Genomic DNA, 23607 nt, shown 5'->3' on the forward strand with positions numbered 1-23607 from the left:
GAGATAACCGCTGCCGCAGTTCAAAAGTCCTGCAGTGGAGTTGAAGAGCGAATGCATCTGCGCGTTGCGAACAGATTCGGCCTGAATACCAGGTGCGCCAATCGCAGCCGGTCTGCCGGCCTGTTACGTTAGGCGTGTTTTCTGGTCATTGCCGCCTCATAGCGTTTATAATCGCAAACTTTGGTTCACTCTCACACTGGAAGTATCATGCTGGGTAAGCTGGTTAAAATGGTAGTTGGCAGCCGCAACGACAGGCTGGTCAAAAAGAAACGCAAGCTGGTCAAGAAAGTCAATGCGCTGGCCGCCGAGTACGAAAAATTATCCGACGCCGCCTTGCAAGGCAAAACTCAGGAGTTCCGCGACCGCCTAGCCCAGGGCGAAACACTCGACGATCTGTTGCCGGAAGCGTTTGCCGCAGTCCGCGAAGCTTCCACCCGCGTTTTCGGCATGCGCCATTTCGACGTGCAGTTGATCGGCGGTATGGTGTTGCACAGCGGCAAGATCGCCGAGATGAAAACCGGTGAGGGTAAAACTCTGATGGCAACATTGGCGGCATACTTGAACGCGCTACCCGGTAAGGGTGTGCACGTCGTTACCGTTAACGATTACCTGGCGCGGCGCGACGCCGAATGGATGGGCCGGCTATACGGATTTCTGGGTTTGACCACCGGCGTCATCGTCAGCGACTTGACCCATGAACAGCGCAAATCCGCTTATGCCGCCGATATCACCTACGGCACCAACAACGAATTCGGTTTCGACTACCTGCGCGACAACATGGCTTTCAGCTTGGAGCAGAAAGTCCAACGCGAACTGCATTTTGCCATCGTCGACGAGGTGGACTCGATTCTGATCGACGAGGCCAGAACGCCGTTGATCATTTCCGGCCAGGCTGAGGGCAGCACCGACATCTATCTGACCACCAACAGCATCATTCCGCATCTGACCAAGCAGGAAAAAGCCGAAGATCCTGAGCAGCAGGACAAAATGCCCGGCGATTACGCGGTCGATGAAAAGCAGCGGCAAATTCATCTGACCGAAGCCGGTTACGAAAAAGTCGAACGCTTGCTGGCCGAGCGAAACTTGATTCCGGAAGGCTCTACCTTGTACGACCCGGTCAACATCCGCTTGATGCATTACTTGAACGCCTCATTGCGGGCCCATGTATTGTTTCAGCGCGACGTCGATTACGTGGTCAAAGACGGCCAAGTCATCATTGTCGACGAATTTACCGGCAGGATGATGCTGGGCCGGCGTTGGTCCGAGGGCTTGCATCAGGCGATGGAGGCCAAGGAGGGGGTGCCGATTCAAAACGAGAACCAGACCCTGGCTTCAATCACCTTCCAGAACTATTTCCGCCTGTACCACAAGCTGTCCGGCATGACCGGAACCGCCGATACCGAGGCGTTCGAACTGAACAAAATCTACGGACTGGAAGTGGTGGTGATTCCGACCCACCGGCCGATGATCCGCAAGGATATGGGCGACTTGGTCTACCTGTCGGCCCGCGAGAAATACAAAGCCGTGATCGAAGATATCAAGGATTGCGCCAAACGCGGCCAACCGGTCTTGGTCGGTACCACCTCGATCGAAAATTCCGAGCGGATCTCGGCGATGTTGCGCGAGCAGGGCATCAAGCACGAAGTACTGAACGCGAAGCAGCATGAGCGCGAAGCGCACATTATCGAAATGGCCGGTTTGCCCGGTGCCGTGACGATTGCCACCAACATGGCCGGCCGCGGTACCGACATCGTCCTGGGCGGCAATTTGAATGCCGAACTCGAGGCGTTGGGGCCGGATGCCAGCGAAGCCGACAAGGAGCGCGTGCGCGGCGCCTGGCTGGATCGGCACGAGCAAGTCCTGGCCAGCGGCGGCCTGCACGTGATCGGCTCCGAACGCCACGAATCGCGGCGGATCGACAACCAATTGCGCGGCCGTTCCGGCCGGCAGGGCGATCCCGGTTCGACCCGGTTTTATTTGTCGCTGGAAGACGATTTGATGCGGATTTTCGCTTCGGAACGGGTAGCTTCTCTGATGCAGAAGCTGGGCATGGAAGAGGGCGAAGCCATCGAACATCCCTGGGTGACGCGTTCGATCGAAAGCGCGCAGCGCAAGGTAGAAAACCGCAACTTCGATATCCGTAAGGAAATTCTGGCTTACGACGACGTTGCCAACGACCAGCGTAAAGTTATTTACGCCCAACGCAATGAATTGATGGCCGCCGAGGATATCAGCGACATCATCACCGCGATTCGTGCCGACGTGTTGAACGAGGCGGTCACCCAGTTCATTCCGCCGAAAACGATGGAAGAGCAATGGGATGTGCGCGGCCTGGAAGCCCATTTGCAGCAGGAGTTCCATTTGGATTTACCGCTGGTCGAGTGGCTGGATCGGGATCGCAGCTTGAACGAGCAGAAGTTGCGCCAGTTGATCGTGGAGAAAGCCGCGGAGGAAAGTTTGCGCCGCGAACAAACCGTAGGCGCCCAAGTCATGCGCCATTTCGAGAAATCGGTCATGCTGCAAGTGCTGGACAACGCCTGGAAAGAACATTTGGCGGCCATGGACCAATTGCGCCAAGGTATCCATTTCCGCGGTTATGCGCAAAAGGACCCGAAGCAGGAGTACAAGCGCGAATCTTTCCAAATGTTCAACAGCTTGCTGGATCATATCAAGCACGAAGTGGTGACGATTTTGGCCCGGGTGCAGATCGCGCGGGAAGAGGATGTGCAAGCTATCGACGAACAGCGCCAAGCACCACAGGAAATGCATTTCGAGCACGCCGAAGCGCACTCGGTATTCGAGGATACTCAGGCGGCGCCAGCCGTGCCCGAGCCGGAATCCGAGTTGGCCGAACAGCCCTTCGTCCGCCATGGCGCCAAAGTTGGACGTAACGACCCCTGTCCCTGTGGTTCCGGCAAAAAATACAAGCAATGCCATGGTAAGCTAGATTGATATGGATTGCGGTGCCGCCCAAGCTGCGGCACCGCAACGATTCGGTGCCCGGAGTTTAGAAGTCGGCTCGCCGTTGCCAATCCTGCGGCACCAGGCTTAACAGTCCACTAGTTGCAAAGGTAATCACTATGCCGCATAGAGTTTTTCATAAAAGCAGTCCCGCCGCCGACATCACCAAGCTGCCGAAACTCGGCATGGAAAAAAAGCATTTCATCGCCGATTTCAAGCACTACTACAGCCACCGGCTCGGCCGCGACGAAAATTGCCGCTCGCCCCATTACGCCTACGAAGCGCTGTCGCTAGCCATCAGCGACCGCTTGGTCGAGCGCTGGAAAAAGACTTACAACGTCTATCGCGACTCGGATTGTAAAAAAGCGTTTTACCTGTCGATGGAGTTTCTGATCGGCCGATCCCTGAGTAACGCGATGTTGAATCTAGGCGTCGATAACGTCGTCAAACAGGCTTTGTACGATTTGGGCCTGGAGATGGAAGAATTGGTGGAAAGCGAGCCGGATGCCGGGTTGGGCAACGGTGGTCTGGGCCGATTGGCCGCCTGTTTTATCGATAGCTGCGCCACCTTGCAACTACCGGTCACCGGCTACGGTTTGCGCTACGAGTACGGCATGTTCTCGCAGCAAATCGTCAACGGCGAACAGGTCGAGCGTCCCGACCATTGGCTGCGCATGGGCAACGTCTGGGAAATCGAGCGTCCGGAATACATGCACCGCATCAAATTCGGCGGCCGCACCCAAAGCCATATCGACGAAAAGGGCCATAAACGCACGAGTTGGATTGACACCCACGACGTGTTGGCCATGCCGTACGACACGCCGGTGCCGGGTTACAAAAACGGCACGGTAAATACCTTGCGGCTATGGAAAGCGATAGCCACCGAAGAATTCAATCTGCAGGAATTCAACGCCGGCGACTATGCCGAGGCCGTCGCCGAGAAAAATACCGCCGAAAATATCACGATGGTGTTGTATCCGAACGATGCCAACGAGAACGGCAAGGCCTTGCGCCTGCAGCAACAGTATTTGTTGGCTTCCGCTAGTCTGCAGGACGTGATCGCCAACTGGGTGGGCCGCCACGGCAACAACTTTGCCAAATTTGCCGAGAAGAACTGTTTCCAACTCAACGATACCCATCCCAGCATTGCCGTTGCCGAATTGATGCGCTTGTTGATGGATATTCATGGCCTGTCCTGGAAAGAGGCCTGGAATATCACGCGCAGTACCATGGCCTACACTAACCACACGCTGTTGCCGGAAGCGTTGGAAAAATGGTCGGTCCGGCTGATGCAAACCCTGCTGCCGCGGCTGATGGAGATCATTTTCGACATCAACGCCCATTTCATGGCCGAGGTTTCGGCGCGCTGGCCCGGAGACGGCCCACGGATGGCGCGGATGTCCATCATCGAGGAAGGCCCCGAAAAACAAGTACGGATGGCCTTCCTGGCTATCGTCGGCAGCTTTTCGGTCAACGGCGTCGCCGAGTTGCACTCCAAATTGCTGAAGGAAGGCCTGTTTAAGGATTTTTACGAACTATGGCCGCATAAATTCAACAATAAAACCAATGGCGTAACCCCGCGGCGTTGGCTGGCGGGCTGCAATCCGGAATTGGCGGAATTTATCACCGAAACGATAGGCGATGCCTGGGTCACCGATCTGTCGCAACTGGCCAAATTACGGCCCTACGCCGAGGATGCTGCATTCCGCAAGAAATGGTACGAATTGAATCGGGCCAGCAAGCAGCGACTAGTCGATTACAAGAAAGAAGAGCACGACATCGAAATCAATGTCGACGCGCTGTTCGATGTGCAGGTTAAACGGATCCACGAGTACAAACGCCAGATTCTGAACGTGTTGCACGTGATTCATCTGTACGACCGGATCAAGCGCGGCGATACCGCCAATTGGGTCGATCGTTGCGTGCTGATCGGCGGCAAAGCAGCGCCCGGCTACGTGATGGCCAAAAAAATCATCAAGTTGATCAACAACGTGGCGAATGTGATCAACGACGACCCCGACGTCGGCGATAAACTGAAACTGGTGTTCATGCCGAACTACTGCGTATCGGCCATGGAAAAAATCTGCCCCGGCGCCGATTTATCCGAGCAGATTTCGACGGCCGGCAAAGAGGCCTCCGGCACTGGCAATATGAAGTTCATGATGAACGGCGCGTTGACGATAGGCACGCTGGACGGCGCTAACATCGAGATTCGTGAGGAAGTCGGCGCGGAGAATTTTTTCCTGTTCGGCCTGACCGAAGCGGAAGTCGAAGCCTTACGGCCCCATTACGATCCGCAATCCTACATCAACCAGGATCCCGATTTGCAAGGCGTGATGCGCTTGCTTGAATGCGGCCATTTCAACCAGTTCGAGCCGGGCATCTTCGACGACATTATCGGTTCGGTCAAAAGTCCGCACGATCCGTGGATGACGCTCGCCGATTTCCGTAGTTATATCGATGCCCAGCGCCGGGTGGATCTGGCCTACCGCGACCAGGAACGCTGGACCAAGATGAGTATCATCAATACCGCCGCCAGCGGCAAGTTCTCCACCGACCGGACCATCAGCGAATATAACCGCGATATCTGGAAGCTGGAGCCGGTCAAGGTTGACAACTAACGGTGCGATGCTGGATATCGTCCTGTTCGAGCCGGAAATTCCGGCCAATACCGGCAATATCATCCGGCTTTGCGCCAACACCGGCGCTCATCTGCATTTGATTCAGCCGCTGGGCTTCGATCTGGACGACAAGCGCTTGCGCCGGGCCGGTCTGGATTACCACGAGTGGGTTAATATCCGCCAATATGCGTCCTTGGCGGATTACGTGCAAAAAGCCAAGCCCAGCCGCTTGTTCGCATTAACCACTAAAGGCTCGGTGGTCTACAGCGAGGTTAATTTCCAGCCGGGCGATGCGTTGTTGTTCGGCCCGGAGACCCGCGGTTTGCCGGCTGCGTTTCTCGGTGTGCATCCGGCCCAACTTCAGCTCTATCTGCCGATGCGCAAGGAAAGCCGCAGCCTGAATCTTTCCAACACCGTTGCGATCGTGCTTTACGAAGCGATGAAGCAATTGCGTTTTCCGGACGCCGTGATCAAACCGCGTTTGGTTTGAATCCCCTGCTAGCGACTTAAAAGCTCGCCGGCGCTTGCCTACTTATTCTTAAGCGTTCTTATTTTTGCGATAAGTTTGCGCAGCGTAATTCTTGGCTTGATCTTTCGAATTCTCAGAAAAGAAGTTCTTGTAACAGCCGCCGTTTCGATCGGCAACCGCCCGGCATATATCCTTGAATAGGCTGGTATTGTCGAGCACTGCTCGCGGGCTCAGGCCGTGCTGGTTGGTCAGGTAATAAGAAACGCCCATCAGATAAGCCTTTTCCCGGCCGTTGAGTTTGATCAAAGTCTTTTTCTGCTTGTCGTATACATAATACGACGTCAAGGCCAACAGGCTCAGGCCCAGAAATTTGGTCCACAACAAGATGTAGGAATGGTCTTCGAAAAGCGTTTGGCCCTTATTCAGAATGGCTTCGGTTCTGGTCATGATGATCCTCGTCAGAAATATCCGCCCATATTAATTTAACCGGCTGGCGCTGTCCAAACTGCCATGCCGGCCTTCGGACGGAAGCATAAAAATTGAGTCTGCCAAATCTAACCGCGATAGCTGGGTGTTGCCGACTCAAATTTAGAATATCCGGCAGATGCGAGGCGCTGGTATCGGGGAATACCCGCTCCGTTCGAGTCGAAGATTGGTTTTGGTGCAAGATTCGACTGATTTTGCCTGCTTGTGGTGCATTTAGGGTGCGAGATTGGCCGGATATCGGCGGAAAAAGGCTGCTAGCGGCGTATTTTCGTTTTGGCACCAACTTTGCATTATTGATGTTGTGTGTTGTTACTCCTACCTGTTCTCATGTGTGGACGCTACGCCCTAATTGGAAACTCCAAGCAGGGCGTTTTTTTTGCGCGTTGCAATGCGGATTGATTTGCTGGATTAAGCCTTTTTGACGAATTCCGATTTCAATTTCATCGCACCGATACCGTCTATTTTGCAATCGATGTCATGGTCGCCTTCGACTAAGCGGATGTTTTTAACGCGGGTGCCGACTTTAACGACCAAGGATGAACCCTTGACTTTCAGGTCCTTGATTACGGTGACGGTGTCGCCGTCTTGCAACACATTACCGTTGGCATCTTTGACTACTTTCAAGTCGTCGCTATTTTCGCCGGCTTCGTCTTGTGGCCATTCGTGGGCGCATAACGAACAAACGAAATTGCTGCCGTCGTGGTAGGTATATTCTGAGCCGCATTGCGGGCAATTGGGTAAATCGTTCATCGTGGTTGAGTGGTCCGTTTCGGTAAAGAGCTTTAGATGCAGCTTGGATTTGTCACGTGCGGCCCGGCGATTGCATGATTAGCAATTGCCGGGCTTTATCTGCGTGATGGAACTTAGGCAGCGTCCATTGGGGCAAGGCCGCGGCTAGGTGTGGTCAAAGATAGTGGACGTGCGGCTTGCCGTTGCCTGCGGAAATTTCGCCTATAGTGAAAGCGGTTTCGCCTTGCTGTTTTAGAATCTGTAGAGTGGCTGCTTCGTCGCTGGCGGCGACGCAAACGATCATGCCGATGCCGCAATTAAACGTCACCAGCATGTCTTCTAATGCAACGTTGCCTTGTTGCTGCAACCATTGGAACATTTCGGGAAATTGCCAGCTGTTCAAGTCGATATCGGCTCGCAGACCCTGCGGTAATACCCGCGGCAGGTTCTCGGTGATGCCGCCGCCGGTGATGTGCGCCATGGCGTGAACAGGAACGGTTTTTAGCAACTCGAGCAGTGGCTTGACGTATATGCGGGTTGGTGTCAGTAAGGTCTCTCCGATCGGTCTACCGTTTACCTCGTCGGTCCATGCCAGTCCACTGCGTGCCACGATTTTGCGGATCAAGGAGTAACCGTTCGAGTGAGGGCCGGAAGAGGCGAGGGCGATGAGTTTATCGCCGGCCTGTACCAAGCTACCGTCAATTATCCGGTCTTTTTCGACGATGCCGACGCAAAAGCCGGCCAAGTCGTAATCGCCGTCGGCATACATACCGGGCATTTCCGCGGTTTCGCCGCCAACTAAAGCGGCGCCGGCCTGTTCGCAGCCTTGGCCGATGCCTTCAATGACGCTGGCGGCAGTATCGACAGCCAATTTGCCGGTTGCGAAGTAGTCCAGGAAAAACAGCGGTTCCGCGCCTTGCACGACGATGTCGTTGACGCACATTGCCACCAAGTCGATGCCGACGCTGTTATGGATATCCAAATCCAGGGCCAGCTTTAATTTGGTGCCGACGCCGTCGGTACCGGAAACCAGTACCGGTTGCTTATAACGGTCCAGAGGCAATTCGAACAGCGAACCGAAGCCGCCGAGCCCGGCCATCACCCCTGCATTACGGGTTCTGGCTGCGATGGGTTTGATGCGTTCCACCAAAGCGTTGCCGGCTTCGATATCGACGCCGGCGCTCTTATAATTCAGGCGGTCTTGTTGTTCGCTCAATGTTGGCCTCTTGTTAAAGTTCAGGTTGAAACGACCGATATTGTACTATATTCCGAATTAATGCTGAGTCAGGGTAGGCGAGTGAGCAAGGTTTTTATGAAACGTAAATCCGTGCGTTTATGTGTGCTGATATTGGGTTTGCTTGGGGCAGTCATAAATGCCGATGCCGTCGAGGTGAAGGGACTATATGAAATCGAACTGGTCGCGCGCAGCCAGTCGGCCGAGGACCGGCTGCAAGCCATCAAGCAGGCCATGTATGCGGTATTGAGTCGGGTGTTGGTAGCGGAAGATATCTCCAAAATTCCTGCCGTGCAGCAAGCGTTGGCTAGTGCGCAAAACTATGTCAAGCAATCGCAATTTTCGCTGATCTCCGCCGACGAACAGCCGGACAATGAGGCGCGCTTGATCCGGGTGCAATTCGACGAAGATCAGTTGATGCAAGTTATGCGCGATAGCCATGTCGGGATCTGGAGCGAGATTCGGCCGGAAACCTTGGTCTGGTTGGTAGTCGACGAAGACGGCGTGCGTCAGTTTTACAACGCCGATGCCATGCCGGAAGTGGAAAGTGCTCTGGCTTTCGCCTCAAAAATCAAAGGTATACCGATGATTTATCCGATGCTGGATCTGGAAGAACAGCAAAAGATTTCGGTCAGCGAGGTCCTTAGTGCAGATTCACGTAATTTGCTGGCTGTCTCGGCTCGTTACGAAGTGACCTCGGTCATGGCCGGGCGTATCGCCAAAAAGGGCGGTTGCTGGCAAGGCGAGTGGGCGTTTTATTTCGACGGCAAGATCAAGCAATGGAACAGCGAATGTTTGCCTTTGAAGGCTGCGGCGGTGGCCGGCGCCGAAGGCGCTTACCAAGTACTGTCGAATTACTACGGCGTCAAACCGTCAGCCAACCAATAAGCTGTAAATGCCGTAGGCGCCGCCGTAGCTGGTCAAAAAATAGAAAAGCGACACGACCAAGCCCGCCGCGTTATTGACGCGCAATACGTCTTTGAAAATCCTGCCGATAATGACTAAATCCCACAGCAGGAATAGGCCGAGCGTCATGTAACTGGGAGTATCCTCGGCGACTGTTACCCAGAATAAGATCGGTGCCAGGAATAGTGCAACTACGTTTTCGCAGAACAGTATCGCCGACGATACTTGAATGAACGCATGGAACGTGCCATCAAGCATTAGCACCACGGCAATAAAAGCCAGGGTCAGCAAGGTCTCCAGCAGCACTTCGAAGATCGAATCGATATCGTCAACCATATTGAACTGGATAAAGAACACGATCGCGAAATAAAAAACCAGGTTTTGCTTGAAGAAGCGGGTCGATCTGGGCAGCTTCAACACCGAGACATTGAGCCAGCACAGCGGAAAATACTGTCTGATGATGTCCATGGCTTCGATACTCTGGCGGTTTCGGGCTTATTCTTCCGCTTCGGGATAAGGGTAAGCGTCGTAAGGGCCGCGATAGTCGACTTGCTGGACGTGGCTGAATTGGTCGTTCAAAGCCTGAACCAGATCCTTGCTTTGTTCGATCAGGCCGATCAGACGTTTCCGGTTCTTCTTGTTTCTGCCGACCGGGTCGGTGATTGGCAGCAAGGTTCGCCAGAACCCCAGGCTCTTTTCGAATAAACCGACCAGGTTTTCGGTCAGGTTGAGTTGGTCCTGGCGTTTCAACAATTGTTTGATCACGAATTTGGCATGGACCCGGCTGACGATCATATGCAGCGGCGTCATGACAGCGACTAATGCCAGTACCATGATCGGTCCGATGATCGGGTCGAACACCAAGTCGAGTATACCGACCGCGATTTCGGCAAATAGCAGCAACATGATAATGAAGCTCAATACAATCAATGTCGACGCATTTGAGCGTTCTTTCCAGGTGTTCAACGCATCTTCCACCTCCGGCATGATGACTTGGTCGATGGCGAGTATGCTGTTTTCCAGCGAGTCGAGGATCCGGTAAGAGCGCGCGTTATTGAGGTTATTGAAGCGCTGGTCGAAGGCAATGGTATCGCCCGATTGCGACAGCACCGCGAATTGGCCGGTATGTATACCGAGTCCGGCCAGGCGGCGCTGCCAGGATGCTGCGATCTCCTGACTTTTGGCCGGGTCGATATTGATTTCCGAATGGTCGATGACGAACAGAAATTTATTCGAATCCTGATGGGCGACGATAGTGCTTAGCGTGTCTTTGATCAGTTCGGCGTCGGCCTCGAACAAGTCGGTGAAAACCAGTACCAGATCGGAAACACCGATTACGTATTTGCGCAAAAGGGCCGAAGCCGGCGATTCCTGGTTAGGATTCAACACCGGGGCGTCTATGACCAGTTTGTTTTTCAGTTTGGCGCTGTTAGCGGTCACCAACTCTAAGTAGGCGTTGATTTTGCCGCCCTCGCCGGGCGCGGTTTGTTCGAGTATGCGGCTGATCTGGTAGAACGGCAGGCGGTGGTCCGCATCCAGCGCGGTCCCGGGCAAAGTGGCGGTCGTCGCTTGCGGGGTATATTGCAGTACCGTGAATTTGTGGCGAGACGTGTTCAGTTGCACGCCCAGATAGCGGTTGATGAATTCGGACTTGGCAGGGGAATAGCCGCCCAGCGTGCTGACGATCGGCCACCAACTGGTTTTGCGGGCGGTGGTTTCGTCGTTATCGATCAAGCCCAGTTCGAATTCAATTTCATCCAACTCCTGAAAGATTTTTGCGGTTTTCTGCAAAATCGGATCGTTGGCCGCGAATTGCCGTTCGAGATTGGTCAGGTGCTTGCTTACCGTTTTATCCGCCATGGTATGTGAACCTTATGCTACTGGTTGTGGGGTGTCCATCAGACGGCGGGAGTATACACCGACGGCCTTAAACCGAGAAAAAAACCTGCCGGAAACCGCAGGCAAGTTTATTTCTAGGAAAAGCGGCCAGGCGCTGCGGCTTATTCCTTGATATCGAGCTCCTTGATTTTGCGGGTCAGGGTGTTGCGGCCGTAGCCCAATAGCAAGGCCGCTTCGTGTTTTCGGCCGTGGGTGTGATTCAGCGCCGCTTCGATCAGTAGCGTTTCGACCGACGGAATCGCGTGTTTGGCGATGTCGACTTTGCCGGCCGACAGTTGCTGTTTGACCCAGGTCTTGAATTGGCTTTCCCAATCGCCGCTGCCGGTTTCGTTCCCGGATGTTTCGGCGTGGCTGTGACTCAACTCGGGAGGCAGGTCTTCGATATGAATTTCCCGCCCCGACGCCATTACCGTCAGCCAGCGGCAAATGTTTTCCAATTGTCGCACGTTGCCCGGCCAGCGCAAGGTGCTCAGGAAAGCCTCGGTATCGGGTTTTAACACTTTGATTTCAGTGTTCAATTCTTTCGCACTTTGATACAGGTAATGGCGCATCAGTAGGCCGATATCCTGCCGTCGCTCGCGCAACGGCGGAATATGGATGCGGATGACGTTTAAGCGGTGGAACAAGTCCTCGCGAAAGCGGCCTTGGGCAACCAGCGCCTCCAAGTCCTGATGGGTGGCGGCAATGATGCGCACATTGACCTTTACCGAAGTGTGGGCGCCGACTGGATAAAATTCGTTGTCCGCCAACACCCTTAACAGCCGGGTTTGCAATTCGGCCGGCATGTCGCCGATTTCGTCCAGAAACAGCGTGCCGTTGTTGGCCTGTTCGAAGCGGCCGATGCGGCGGGCTTGGGCGCCGGTAAACGCGCCTTTTTCGTGGCCGAAAAGTTCCGACTCCATCAAGTCTTTCGGAATCGCCGCCATATTCAAGGCAATAAAAGGCTGGTCGGCGCGCGGGCTGTGGCGGTGCAAGGCCTTCGCCACCAGCTCCTTGCCGGTGCCGGATTCGCCGTTGATCAGTACGGTAATGTGCGAGCGGGCCAAGCGGCCGATGGCGCGAAACACCTCCTGCATAGCTGGAGCTTCGCCGATGATTTCCGGCGTCTCCTGCATCCGGTCCTGTTCCTGAGCGCTGTCGTTGTGGCGTTGCCGGCTATGGGCGCAGGCGCGCTGCACGGTTTCGACGACTTCGGTGACGTCGAAGGGTTTGGGCAGGTATTCGAAGGCGCCCCCGTGAAATGCCGAAACCGCGCTTTCCAGGTCCGAGTGGGCCGTCATCACGATGACCGGCAATTCGGGGTAGCTGTTTTGAATGTTGCGCAAAAGTTCGAACCCGTCCATCCCCGGCATGCGGATGTCGGTAATCAGTACGTGCGGCAGGCCTTGGGGCAGAGACTTCAATAAATCGCCGGCATTGGAGAAACTCTGGGTATTGGCTCCAGCTTTCTGCAGGGCTTTTTCAAGTACCCAACGGATGGATTTGTCATCATCGACAATCCAGACCTTGTCAGGAATTTGCATGATTTTTCTCCAAAGGTAGGTAAATGGAAAAAACGGTGTGGCCGGGTTCGCTTTCGCATTCGATCAAGCCGTTGTGTTGATTGATCAGGGATTGCGCAATCGACAGGCCCAATCCGGTGCCTTCGGCGCGGCCAGTAATCATCGGATAAAAAATTTGCCCCATCAGTTCGGGTTTGATGCCGGGACCGTTGTCGATAATGTCGATTTTCACCGTCAACCGGTAACGTTTACGGCCGATCGTCATATGTCGCTGCACCCGGGTCTTGATCGTGATCCGGCCGTCGTTCTGCAAGGCCTGCACCGCATTGCGGACGATGTTCAACAAAGCCTGAATCAACTGGTTTTTGTCGGCGAAAATCTCTGGAATACTCGGGTCGTAGTTGGTTTGCAGCACGATACCCTTGGTCGATTCCGCTGCGACCAGATGGCGGACGCGTTCCAGCACTTCGTGAATGTTCAGCAAGCTTTTATTCGCCGGCTTGTTCGGGCCCAGCATTTTGTCCATCAGATCCTGCAAGCGGTCGGACTCGGCGATGATGATTTGGGTGTATTCCTTCAGTTCCGGATCTTGCAACTCCAAATCCAGCAATTGCGCCGCACCTCGCAACCCGCCAAGGGGGTTCTTAATTTCATGCGCCAAGCCGCGTACCAGCATCCGGCTGGTATTTTGCTGGGCCAGCAATTGCTCTTCCTTGGTAATGCGCAAATGCCGGTCTACTTGCTGCAGTTCTATCAATATCTCGCTGAGCTCGCCGTCTTCCAGCAACGGCGTCGCGCTCAGATTCACAGTAATCGATTGATTGAGCCGTTCTAGGATTAGTTCTCTATCGACCAGAGGTTCCAGCATATACAAGCGTGGCAGTAATTCGTTGAAGAGGCTGCTGTGTGCGGTTTTGAACAGTTTATGCACCGTGTGGCCAAGCAGATGCTTGGCGCTGTCAGCTAGCAGCATTTCGCCCGCCGGGTTAATGTAGATCAGTCGCAAATCCTTATCGAATAACAGGATTGCTTCGTTTAAGTGATCGAGTATTTTTTTGTGCACTGGAAACGGATGTCCTTGTGAGCCCTGATTAGTGCAAGCAATATGTACGCCAATACTTGAAATGAGCGGGCGGACCAGATTCCCACAGTCGGAACCGGTTTGGTTTGTTTATTTTAGTGCGAGTGCTGGAGCGAATGCACCATTTTGATGCATGTCGCAATGGAGGAAATTTATGGATGGCAAACTCAATTCGCCGAGCAAAGCTTTTCGGCTCGATCGCTTGTAGCCAACACGCTGCCATCATCGTTAACTCGCCAACGGTAACGCAACTCCACTGCTTTGCTGACCAGAATGGCGCGTTCGACATCGATATAGTTGTCTTCCTGAAACGAGCGCCAGCCGATGTCGCGTTGCGAAGTGGATTTAACGGTATGTTCCAGTGCTTGATCTATTGTCATTTGATCCTTGCACATAATGTTTTTAACCAACGATGTGGCATCCTCAAGGCCGACTGCATGTGCAAGCGGCAGATAGGTGTAACTCCATATCGCCAATAACATAGGACCAAACCAATTGATCGGCGCTAATTTAAAAGATTGTTTCATCGGCAACCCCGATTGCTGCTTCTGGTTTTCAGGTAACTTATGGATTCAATTAAAAGTTATAGCCTTGCTCGTTGTGTTGGGCTATATCCAGGCCTTCGGTTTCGTCGCTGGCGTCGACGCGTAGCTGTAGGGTTTTGTCCAACAGTTTTAGAATCAGATAGCTGACAGCAGCGCTCCAAGCCGCAACGGAAAGCACCGCCGTTACTTGAACGGAAAGTTGGCCGATCATCCCTCCTTGGGCCAACGTGCCAGTACCTCCGAGAACTTCGGCGGCCAGCACTGCGGTCAACAAAGATCCGAGGATGCCGCCAACGCCGTGAATTGCGAACACATCCAAGGTGTCGTCAACGGCGAAACGCTTTTTAAACCAATGTACGGTGGCGAAGCAGACGCTACCGGCAATTGCGCCAATCAATAATCCGCCAGCCGGTGAGACGAACCCTGCTGATGGCGCCACCATGCCCAAGCCGGCGACCATGCCGGTAATAACGCCCAAGCCGCTTGGTTTGCCGAAGCGCAGCCACTCGATAATCATCCAGGCCAGAGAGCCGGCCGCCGCGCTCATGTGAGTGGCAAGCATTGCAATGCCGGCTGCGCCGTTAGCCATCAGAGCGCTGCCGGCACTGAAGCCGTGCCAGCCAACCCATAAAATGCCGGCGCCGGTGGCGGTCATGGTTAAATTGTGCGGAGGCATTGCGATGCGCGGAAAACCGCGGCGATTGCCGACCATCAAACTCGCAATCAAGGCGGATATTCCGCCTGAGACATGCACGACAATGCCACCGGCAAAATCCATCGCTCCGAGCTGTTGTAACCATCCGCCACCCCACAGCCAATGGCAAACCGGAGCGTAAATTAGCAACTCCCACAATGCGATAAACCAAAGTAATGCTGAAAACTTCATCCGCTCGGCAATACTGCCGACGATTAAAGCCGGAGCGAAAATCGCGAACGTCAGGTGGTACATGCAGAATACCGTTTCCGGGAGATTGTCCTTTAGGCTATCGGCATTCAAGGTCGACAATCCGGCTTTTCCCAGCCCACCTATCCAATCTTGCCAATCTTTACCATCACTCAATGCCAGGCTGTAAGTGGCGATCAGCCATAGCACGGAAGCCAGGGCCGTGATGGCGAAGCATTGCATCAATACCGACAGCACGTTTTTCGTTCGTACCAGGCCAGCGTAAAACAAGGCTAGGCCAGGGACGGTCATGAACAGCACCAGGCCGGAAGCAGTCAGGATCCAAGCGGTGTCTGCGGCATTCAACTGTTCGGCCTGCGTCGAGGCAGGCCAAAAAATGACAGCCAATACTGCAAAAACAGACGGGGAATGGCGATTGATGGGCATTTTGATGTTCCGGAATGGTGCGAAATGCTCTAGTTTGGGGCAAATGTTGCACCAAAATGGTTTGTTTGACAACATAATATAGATTCGCAAATTTGGTTGGGTGGGTTCGCCGAGGGCAGTAAGCGCAGATTGTATGGAAAATAGGCTATCGAAGAAGTTGCTTGCAAAGTTCGGATTCAGGGCGGAATTCGCCAGGAATCTGATCGCGCTCGGGTTGAATCCAGGCTTGGTTTGTTTTATCGAGTCGTGTGTTATCACGCTGCCGGCCGCAGCGGCCGAGCCTGCTTGGCAGTGCGGCGCGGCGATTGACGTCAGTTACGCCAATGCTTTTCAAAGTGACCGAGCGCTGAACTGGCGCAGTAAGGCGACTACGCAACGGTTGAATGCATTCGCACCCAACATGGGCATGCTGTATCTGCGTAAACCGGCGGACGAAGGTTCGCGTTGGGGGGTGGAGATCGGCGCGCAAGCGGGTTACGATAACGATGGCCAAGTTCCGTCGCAGCAGCGCTTGCCGGGGTACAGCGTGTTACGTTATGTATCTAGGGCTAATTTGAGTTATCTTGCCCCGATCGGTAACGGCTTGACCTTGTCTGGCGGCCTGATGAATAGTTTCATCGGCTTCGAATCTTCATTTGCCAAAGATAATTTCAACTATACCCGGGCGTGGATAGCCGATTATTCGCCGTACTACCTCATTGGAATCGGCGCACAATATCCGTTTAACCAACATTTTTCGGGCGGCTTTTACCTGCTGAGCGATTACGATTATCTGGCCTACCGTAACAGTCAGCCGAAATACGGCTCGCAAGTGGTATGGACTATCGATGGCCGATGGAAATTGACGCAGAATCTGTTTGCCGGTCCCGAGCAAAACAATGTGGATACCCGTTATTGGCGCTATTTTTCCGATACTGTATTGCAGTGGGCGGACGATAGCTTGACATTGGCGCTGGCTTACGATGTTGGCACCGAAAAGCTGGATATTTCCTCCGAAAAGCAAGCCCTATGGATGGGAACTGCATTGTTCGGCCGCTGGCATATCGGCGGACCTTGGAGTGTGGCGATAAGGCCTGAACTTTACTGGGATAGCGACGGCCGTATGACCGGTAGCCGGCAATTGGTCAAGGCGACCACTGCGACAGTGGAATATAAGGTCTCGTGGGATTATGCGTCATTGGCGTTCCGGACGGAATACCGTTTCGATAAGTCCGATGGTCAACAGGGCGGTTTTTTCCGCAGCCGAAACAGTGACTTGGATTTGGTCGGTGAGCAACACCTGGCCTTGTTCAGTTGCTTGCTGACGTTCGACAAGCGCTAATCGCCATAATCGATAATCAGCGGAGCATGGTCGCTAAAGCGCTGTTCTTTGTATATTCTGCAGCCTCGGGCTTTGTTTGCCAAAGACGGTGTGGCGATTTGATAATCAATGCGCCATCCCACGTTTTTGCTCCAGGCTTGCCCGCGGTTGCTCCACCACGTATAACATTCTTCGGTCGTTTCCGGGTGTAAATGCCGGTAAACGTCGACCCAGCCGAGTTCTTCGATGACGCGCGTCATCCAATTGCGCTCTTCCGGGAGAAAGCCTGAATTCTTTTGGTTTCCGCGCCAATTTTTCAAATCGATAGCCCGATGGGCGATATTCCAGTCGCCGCAGACCAGTATTTCATTGCTTCGTTTGCGCATTTCTTGCAGATGGGGGAGAAACCGCTCCATCACACTGAATTTTACCGTTTGGCGCGCATCGCCGCTGGAGCCCGACGGTAAATATAACGAGACGAAAGATAAGTCGCCCACCCTGATCTCCAGATAGCGGCCTTCGGCATCGATATCGCTAAAGCCCAAACCTTCGACTACGGCGTCGGCTTTACAGCGGCTGTATATGCCAACACCGCTGTAACCCTTCTTCTCGGCATAATGGAAATGACCGAAATAACCGTCAGGATTTAACATTTCGGCAGTCATATCGGTTGCTTGGGCTTTCAATTCCTGTAAGCAAACGATATCGGCCTGCTGCAAGGCCAGCCACTTGAAAAAGCCTTTCCGCTCCGCCGAGCGGATGCCGTTCAAATTGATTGAAATGACTCGCATTTAAATTGAAAGCTATAAAAAACCCCGCTAAGCCGGGGGCTTGCGGGGTCTTGTTAGGGAAGCGGGCTAAATTAGTCCGCAAAGCCCGGTTACAAGCTGTAATACATATCCAGTTCGACTGGGTGAGTACTCATGCGCAGACGGGTTACATCTTGTTTTTTCAGCTCGATGTAACCGTCGATCACGTCGTCGGTAAATACGCCGCCGCGGGTCAGGAACTCACGGTCTTTGTCCAGTGCATCCAGCGCTTCGTCGAAAGAGAAGGCCACTTGCGGGATGGCTTTTTCTTCTTCCGGCGGCAAGTCGTACAGGTCCTTGTCCATAGCTTCGCCAGGATGGATCTTGTTTTGGATGCCGTCCAGACCGGCCATCAGCATGGCGGAGAACGCCAAGTATGGGTTAGCGGTGGAGTCAGGGAAACGCACTTCGATGCGGCGACCTTTTGGGTTGGTGACGTAAGGAATCCGGATTGACGCAGAGCGGTTACGCGCTGAGTAAGCCAACATTACCGGTGCTTCGAAACCTGGAACCAGACGTTTGTAGCTGTTGGTCGACGCGTTGGTGATCGCGTTCAGGGCTTTGGCGTGTTTGATGATACCGCCGATGTAGTACAGCGCGGTTTCGGACAGGCCGCCGTAAAGGTTGCCGGTGAACAGATTGACGCCGCCTTTAGCCAAAGATTGGTGAACGTGCATGCCGCTGCCATTGTCGCCGACCAGGGGTTTCGGCATGAAGGTTGCGGTTTTGCCGTAGGCGTGAGCGATGTTGGCGATGACGTATTTCAATTCCAATACTTCGTCGGCTTTTTTGACCAAAGTGTTGAATTTGGAGCCGATTTCGCATTGGCCGGCGGTTGCCACTTCGTGGTGGTGAACTTCGATGGTTTGACCCATTTCTTCCAGCACCAAGCACATGGCGGAACGCATGTCTTGGAATGAATCGACTGGTGGAACCGGGAAATAACCGCCTTTTACGCCAGGGCGGTGGCCGATGTTGCCGTTTTCGTAGACTTTTTCCGAGTTCCAGCCGGCTTCCTCGGAATCGATTTGGTATGAGCAGCCGCCCATGCCAGCGCTCCAGCGCACGTCGTCGAAGATGAAGAATTCGTTTTCCGGTCCGAACAGCGCGGTGTCGGCGATGCCGGTGGACTGCATGTAAGCTTCGGCGCGTTTGGCGATAGAGCGTGGGTCGCGGGCGTAGCCTTGCATGTCTTTCGGTTCGATGATGTCGCAGCGCAGGATCAACGTTTTGTCGTCGAAAAACGGATCGATTTTGGCGGTGCTCGGGTCTGGCATCAGAATCATGTCGGATTCGTTAATGTGTTTCCAGCCGGCGATGGATGAACCATCGAACATGTTGCCTTCTTCAAAGGTATCTTCGTCAATGGTGTGCGCCGGGAAGGTTACGTGTTGTTCCTTGCCACGGGTATCGCAGAAACGGAAATCGACGAACTTAATGTCGTTTTCCTGAATCATTTTAAGTACGTTATCTACTGACATCGGCCAAAATCTCCTAGTGGATGGTTATTGTTTTAGGTTTAAAAAACCGGCGCTTACGATAGCATCAATTTCTAACGAGGGCCAGAAAAATCAAAGCTTCCAGGGTGTCCAAACCACCCTGGAAGCGCATTAAAACCCGTTTGCCGGACTTAGAAAGTCACGACCACATCGGCGGTAAACAGGAATTGGCTTTGCCGGGTGCCGTTATCGAATGCTCTGGCGTCGTCGGTAAAGTCGTAGCGCAGATTAGGACGCAAGTTCAGCCATTTGGCCGGCTTGTAGCTCATGCCTGCAGTCACTGCATAGTAGCTGGAGCCTTCTTGGGTATAGCTGGCGAGATAGTTGCCGCCGCAGGCAAAGTTATCGCCTTGGTTAGCAGATGCTGCATAGCATCGGCCAGGGCCGTAAACGCGTATGCCATTGTGGTCTCTAAACCATTCGGCGCGTAAGCCGGCTGATACTTTGTCGTTGACGTCGTAAATCAAGTATTGGTTGATGCCGTACCATTCCGCGTCACCGTTACCGCTGGCATCAGCAGGTAACCAGATGTTTTGCGCGAAGCCGTGGTCGTGCTGGATGATGTAATGCAGTTTGTCGGTAAAGTTATGTTTGCCGACCACGCTATACATCGACCAGCTGTCGTTGACATGTTCTGCGCGTTTGCCTGCGGTCGATGTTACCGCTAGAGACGTGCCGGCGTCGTCGCTAGTCCAGGTTACGCCGCCCAACCAAGCCCAGTTACCCAGATCCCTATCCCAGTTGCCGTCCCAGCCGCCGGTGCTGCTACCGGTGACAGCGCCGCCCATGACCGTCCAGTTGGCGTTTGCTGCGTATGTGGCAAGCACGCCTGTATGGGTAAACGGTTCGCCGTATTGCATCGTGTAAGGTTTGGTAATGAAGAAATTGTCTGGGGCTGTAACGACTTCATAACCGATCGGGGTGTAGAAGTGGCCGAGTTTAACGTCGATACCGTTACCGAAGGGCAGGTTGATTTCTGCATAAGCTTGAGGCAGAGCAAGTCCGTAGAAACGCTCTCCATTGCCGCTCAAGCCCAAGTCCCAGCTACCGCGCTCGCTAGATTCAAGCGTTTTAGGGTCGAAACCCGGCGAACCGTAGGCTTGTGTGAAGATCGCATCGGTGCCATACATCGCGTCGACGCGTCCGCCGATATCGAAAGCATCGCCGCTAACGTTTACCGATTTTTGGAAATACAAATAGAACTGGTTGACTTGGAACTCGCCGCTACGATCGTTGAAAGTAACCGGTCCGTTGAATCCGTCGCCGTTGCTGCTCATATTTGCGCCGATGCTGGCGTTGAACCAGCCGCCCAGTTTCAGGTTGTGGTCCTTCATGAACTTGCTTTCGTTGGGGTCGATGCCGGCAGCGCTTAGCAAGCCGGAAGCCTGGCTCCAAGTCTCGGCGACGGCGCTGCCGCAGCACAGCGCGATAACCGCCGCTAACGAGCCGCGAGTGCCAAGCGTGAGTGATGGAAGGACTTTTTTCATATGGTTTACCTCTTGGTGTGTGACTACTGCATAGAGGTAAGCATTTTTGGGGCCAACTCCATTTTTATCTCAAATCAATAAGATAGGTTTGCCATTCTCGATTTTTTTGATCCTAAACGGTGCAAATTTGCGGGATCGCTTCATTTTGGTGCGAGCGCCGTTCGATCAGCCAAATCAATCAGATGAAACCACCTAGCAACGATGTTTGACTTTAAGTCTCAAGATGTGAGCCGCCGTGGTGCGCTGCTACCGCGAATGCACCATAGGGGTGCGAATCTATCCCGTTTCCCGCGCATATTCGGTACAACCTCTTATAAATCATGGGTATAAATAGTGGCATGCATCATGCTTCGTCGGTTGCGGGATTTTACTAACTCAAGCAAAGAGGTGTTGAACATGAAACTGATCACAGCGGTGGTTAAGCCGTTCAAGCTGGACGATGTGCGCGAGGCGCTATCGGATATCGGCGTGTCGGGCGTAACGGTAACCGAGGTTAAGGGTTTCGGCAGGCAGAAAGGCCATACCGAGCTGTATCGCGGCGCAGAGTACGTCGTCGACTTTTTACCTAAGGCCAAAATCGAAGTGGCGGTTGCGGATGCGCTGCTCGATCAAGCGGTCGAAGCCATCGTCAAAGTCGCCAATACCGGCAAAATCGGTGACGGCAAGATTTTTGTCACCGATTTGGAACAGGTAGTTCGAATCCGGACCGGCGAATCCGGCGAAGAAGCTCTTTAACATCAAGATGGGGAAACAAACAATGAGATATATATCAAGCATGGCGCTACTGGCGCTGTTTGGGCTTTCTGGTTCGGCGTGGGCTCAAGAAGCGGCCGCGCCCGCGGTTCAGGCTACGATCAACAAAGGTGACACCGCTTGGATGATCGTAGCGACCGTACTGGTTGCGTTGATGGTCATACCCGGACTGGCCTTGTTTTACGGCGGTATGGTGCGGGCGAAAAACATGCTGTCGATCTTGATGCAGGTTTTCGTGATTTTCTCTTTGACGGCAATTTTGTGGGCGACCTACGGCTACAGTATCGCCTTCACCGAAGGCAACGCGTTCTTCGGCGGATTCAGCAAGGCCTTCCTGAGCGGAATCACACCGGATTCGATGGCAGCGACCTTCAGCAAAGGCGCTTACGTGCCCGAATATATTTACGTCGCATTTCAATTGACTTTTTCGGCAATCACTCCGGCTTTGATCATAGGTGCTTTTGCCGAGCGGGTTAAGTTCTCCGCGGTCTTGCTGTTTACCGTGCTGTGGTTCAGTTTTTGTTATCTGCCGATGGCGCACATGGTCTGGTACTGGGCCGGTCCGGACGCCTACACCGACGCTGCGGCCGCTGAGACTGCAGGGGCGACTGCCGGATTCTTGTTCCAAAAAGGTGCTTTGGATTTCGCCGGCGGCACCGTCGTGCATATCAATGCCGGTATCGCCGGTTTGGTGGGCTGCTTGATGATCGGCAAACGTATAGGCTACGGCAAAGAGTTCATAGCGCCGCACAGCGTTACGATGAACATGATCGGTGCTTCTTTGCTGTGGATCGGTTGGTTCGGCTTCAACGCCGGTTCCAATCTGGAAGCCAACGGTCTGGCAGCCATGGTGTTTTTGAACACCTTGTTGGCCGCTGCCGCCGCGACCCTGGCCTGGATGGCCGCGGAATGGCTGGTGCGTGGTAAACCCAGCATGTTGGGCGCCACTTCTGGCGCGGTAGCCGGCTTGGTTGCGATTACCCCGGCTTGCGGTTGGGCCGGTCCGATGGGATCGATCGCGTTGGGTCTGGTGGTCGGCGCGGTTTGCTTCTGGTCGGTGACTTACCTTAAACACGCGTTGAACTACGACGACTCGCTGGACGCGTTCGGTGTTCACGGTATTGGCGGTATTATCGGTGCGCTGGGTACTGCGGTTGTGGCGAGTCCGGCTTTGGGTGGCTCCGGCGTTTGGGATTACGTCACCAACGCCACTGCCCCCGACTACAGCATTCTGACCCAACTCGGTAGTCAGGCCTGGGGTGTGGGCGTGGCCATCGTCTGGTCCGGTATCGTATCGTTCATCGCTTTCAAGATTGCCGATGTGGCACTGGGATTGCGCGTCAGCGAAGCGACCGAGCGCGAAGGTCTGGACGTCACCGAGCACGGCGAGACCGCTTACCACGTGTAGCGCCGGGGTGCCGGCAAATAACGGGCGCCTTTTCTGAGGTTGCCCGTTAGGCCGGCCCGGGTTTCGCGGCAGCGTTGCGCCGAGCTAAATTGTGAGATGCAGCGGAATTATTTATCATGGACGGCAACTGTCACGAAACAGCTCGTTAACCATTCGAATTTTGGGGATAGCATGAAACTAATTACAGCAATCATTAAACCGTTCAAATTGGACGACGTCAGGGAGGCCTTGTCCGAAATCGGCGTGGCCGGCGTCACGGCCACCGAAGTCAAAGGTTTCGGTCGGCAAAAAGGCCATACCGAACTGTACCGGGGGGCCGAGTACGTGGTGGATTTTCTGCCGAAAGTCAAATTGGAGATCGCCGTCGCCGACCAGATCGTCGACCAAGCGGTGGAAACCATCGTCAAAGCAGCCAATACCGGCAAAATCGGCGACGGCAAAATCTTCGTCACCAATTTGGAGCAAATCATTCGGATCAGAACCGGCGAGACCGGGGAAGACGCGATTTGATCGACCGATAGCACAACAAGATCGGGCGTAAGATCGGCAAAAATCGCCCTGGTCTGCGGGTAAAACGCAGACCAGGGC

20 protein-coding genes are annotated in these 23607 nt (G+C 54.0%); 8 read left to right on the plus strand and 12 right to left on the minus strand.

What is annotated here, in order from left to right; all coding sequences use genetic code 11:
• Positions 1 to 207 precede the first annotated feature (207 nt).
• The 3 genes from secA to trmL all read left to right on the plus strand — a co-directional run bounded on the left by secA (position 208) and on the right by trmL (position 6072).
• A complete protein-coding gene (gene secA / locus NP603_RS04625) occupies positions 208 to 2952 on the plus strand; it encodes a preprotein translocase subunit SecA (RefSeq protein ID WP_256609754.1) in 2745 nt (914 codons plus the stop codon).
• A gap of 128 nt (positions 2953 to 3080) precedes the next feature.
• On the plus strand, positions 3081 to 5582 hold the full coding sequence (locus NP603_RS04630; protein ID WP_256609755.1) for a glycogen/starch/alpha-glucan phosphorylase: 2502 nt from the start codon (positions 3081 to 3083) through the stop codon (positions 5580 to 5582).
• A gap of 7 nt (positions 5583 to 5589) precedes the next feature.
• Entirely contained in the window at positions 5590 to 6072 is a 483-nt protein-coding gene (gene trmL / locus NP603_RS04635; protein WP_256609775.1) for a tRNA (uridine(34)/cytosine(34)/5-carboxymethylaminomethyluridine(34)-2'-O)-methyltransferase TrmL, read from the plus strand.
• 48 nt (positions 6073 to 6120) lie between these two features.
• Here trmL and NP603_RS04640 read toward each other — a convergent pair whose 3' ends face one another.
• The 3 genes from NP603_RS04640 to purM form a co-directional block, all read right to left on the minus strand.
• A complete protein-coding gene (locus NP603_RS04640; RefSeq protein ID WP_256609756.1) occupies positions 6121 to 6498 on the minus strand; it encodes a hypothetical protein in 378 nt (125 codons plus the stop codon).
• 447 nt (positions 6499 to 6945) lie between these two features.
• Positions 6946 to 7287 carry a zinc ribbon domain-containing protein YjdM gene (locus tag NP603_RS04645; protein ID WP_256609757.1) on the minus strand — a complete coding sequence of 114 codons (342 nt, stop codon included), beginning with the start codon at positions 7285 to 7287 and terminating at the stop codon, positions 6946 to 6948.
• 154 nt (positions 7288 to 7441) lie between these two features.
• Positions 7442 to 8482 carry a phosphoribosylformylglycinamidine cyclo-ligase gene (purM, locus tag NP603_RS04650; protein WP_256609758.1) on the minus strand — a complete coding sequence of 347 codons (1041 nt, stop codon included), beginning with the start codon at positions 8480 to 8482 and terminating at the stop codon, positions 7442 to 7444.
• Between the two features lie 96 nt (positions 8483 to 8578).
• On the opposite strand from purM, the gene NP603_RS04655 reads away from it, so the two are divergent.
• Positions 8579 to 9388 carry a DUF2066 domain-containing protein gene (locus tag NP603_RS04655; RefSeq protein ID WP_256609759.1) on the plus strand — a complete coding sequence of 270 codons (810 nt, stop codon included), beginning with the start codon at positions 8579 to 8581 and terminating at the stop codon, positions 9386 to 9388.
• Here NP603_RS04655 and NP603_RS04660 read toward each other — a convergent pair.
• The 6 genes from NP603_RS04660 to NP603_RS04685 form a co-directional block, all read right to left on the minus strand.
• Positions 9374 to 9874 (minus strand): hypothetical protein, encoded by a 501-nt coding sequence (locus NP603_RS04660; protein ID WP_256609760.1) that lies wholly within the window; start codon positions 9872 to 9874, stop codon positions 9374 to 9376. The two genes, NP603_RS04655 and NP603_RS04660, sit on opposite strands and share 15 nt — an antisense overlap.
• A gap of 27 nt (positions 9875 to 9901) precedes the next feature.
• Positions 9902 to 11266, minus strand: coding sequence for a P-loop NTPase family protein (locus tag NP603_RS04665; RefSeq protein WP_256609761.1), 1365 nt, complete (start codon positions 11264 to 11266; stop codon positions 9902 to 9904).
• A gap of 140 nt (positions 11267 to 11406) precedes the next feature.
• Complete coding sequence (ntrC, locus tag NP603_RS04670; RefSeq protein ID WP_256609762.1) at positions 11407 to 12828, minus strand: nitrogen regulation protein NR(I); 1422 nt, start codon at positions 12826 to 12828, stop codon at positions 11407 to 11409.
• Positions 12815 to 13870, minus strand: a complete 1056-nt coding sequence (gene glnL, locus NP603_RS04675; RefSeq protein WP_256609763.1) for a nitrogen regulation protein NR(II) — start codon at positions 13868 to 13870, stop codon at positions 12815 to 12817. Before glnL ends, ntrC begins: the two co-directional genes overlap by 14 nt.
• Positions 13871 to 14055: 185 nt before the next feature.
• The gene (locus NP603_RS04680; protein ID WP_256609764.1) at positions 14056 to 14415 is read right to left on the minus strand and encodes a hypothetical protein; all 360 of its coding nucleotides are present in this window, start codon (positions 14413 to 14415) and stop codon (positions 14056 to 14058) included.
• Between the two features lie 49 nt (positions 14416 to 14464).
• Complete coding sequence (locus NP603_RS04685; protein WP_256609765.1) at positions 14465 to 15763, minus strand: ammonium transporter; 1299 nt, start codon at positions 15761 to 15763, stop codon at positions 14465 to 14467.
• A gap of 133 nt (positions 15764 to 15896) precedes the next feature.
• On the opposite strand from NP603_RS04685, the gene NP603_RS04690 reads away from it, so the two are divergent.
• Positions 15897 to 17084 carry an outer membrane beta-barrel protein gene (locus NP603_RS04690; protein WP_256609766.1) on the plus strand — a complete coding sequence of 396 codons (1188 nt, stop codon included), beginning with the start codon at positions 15897 to 15899 and terminating at the stop codon, positions 17082 to 17084.
• Here NP603_RS04690 and NP603_RS04695 read toward each other — a convergent pair.
• The 3 genes from NP603_RS04695 to NP603_RS04705 form a co-directional block, all read right to left on the minus strand.
• Positions 17081 to 17854: an exodeoxyribonuclease III gene (locus NP603_RS04695; protein WP_256609767.1), complete on the minus strand. Its 774-nt coding sequence runs from the start codon at positions 17852 to 17854 to the stop codon at positions 17081 to 17083. The genes NP603_RS04690 and NP603_RS04695 overlap by 4 nt on opposite strands.
• A gap of 89 nt (positions 17855 to 17943) precedes the next feature.
• On the minus strand, positions 17944 to 19353 hold the full coding sequence (gene glnA / locus NP603_RS04700) for a glutamate--ammonia ligase (protein ID WP_140913261.1): 1410 nt from the start codon (positions 19351 to 19353) through the stop codon (positions 17944 to 17946).
• Positions 19354 to 19502: 149 nt separating this feature from the next.
• A complete protein-coding gene (locus NP603_RS04705) occupies positions 19503 to 20858 on the minus strand; it encodes a porin (protein ID WP_256609768.1) in 1356 nt (451 codons plus the stop codon).
• Between the two features lie 396 nt (positions 20859 to 21254).
• On the opposite strand from NP603_RS04705, the gene NP603_RS04710 reads away from it, so the two are divergent.
• From NP603_RS04710 to glnK, 3 genes are all read left to right on the plus strand, one after another.
• Positions 21255 to 21593, plus strand: coding sequence for a P-II family nitrogen regulator (locus NP603_RS04710; RefSeq protein WP_054758519.1), 339 nt, complete (start codon positions 21255 to 21257; stop codon positions 21591 to 21593).
• Between the two features lie 22 nt (positions 21594 to 21615).
• The gene (locus tag NP603_RS04715) at positions 21616 to 23019 is read left to right on the plus strand and encodes an ammonium transporter (RefSeq protein ID WP_256609769.1); all 1404 of its coding nucleotides are present in this window, start codon (positions 21616 to 21618) and stop codon (positions 23017 to 23019) included.
• Between the two features lie 171 nt (positions 23020 to 23190).
• Complete coding sequence (glnK, locus tag NP603_RS04720) at positions 23191 to 23529, plus strand: P-II family nitrogen regulator (RefSeq protein ID WP_140913263.1); 339 nt, start codon at positions 23191 to 23193, stop codon at positions 23527 to 23529.
• The last annotated feature ends 78 nt before the right edge of the window (positions 23530 to 23607 follow it).

The sequence above is a fragment of the Methylomonas aurea genome, from assembly GCF_024505045.1.
Taxonomy (GTDB): Bacteria; Pseudomonadota; Gammaproteobacteria; order Methylococcales; family Methylomonadaceae; genus Methylomonas; species Methylomonas aurea.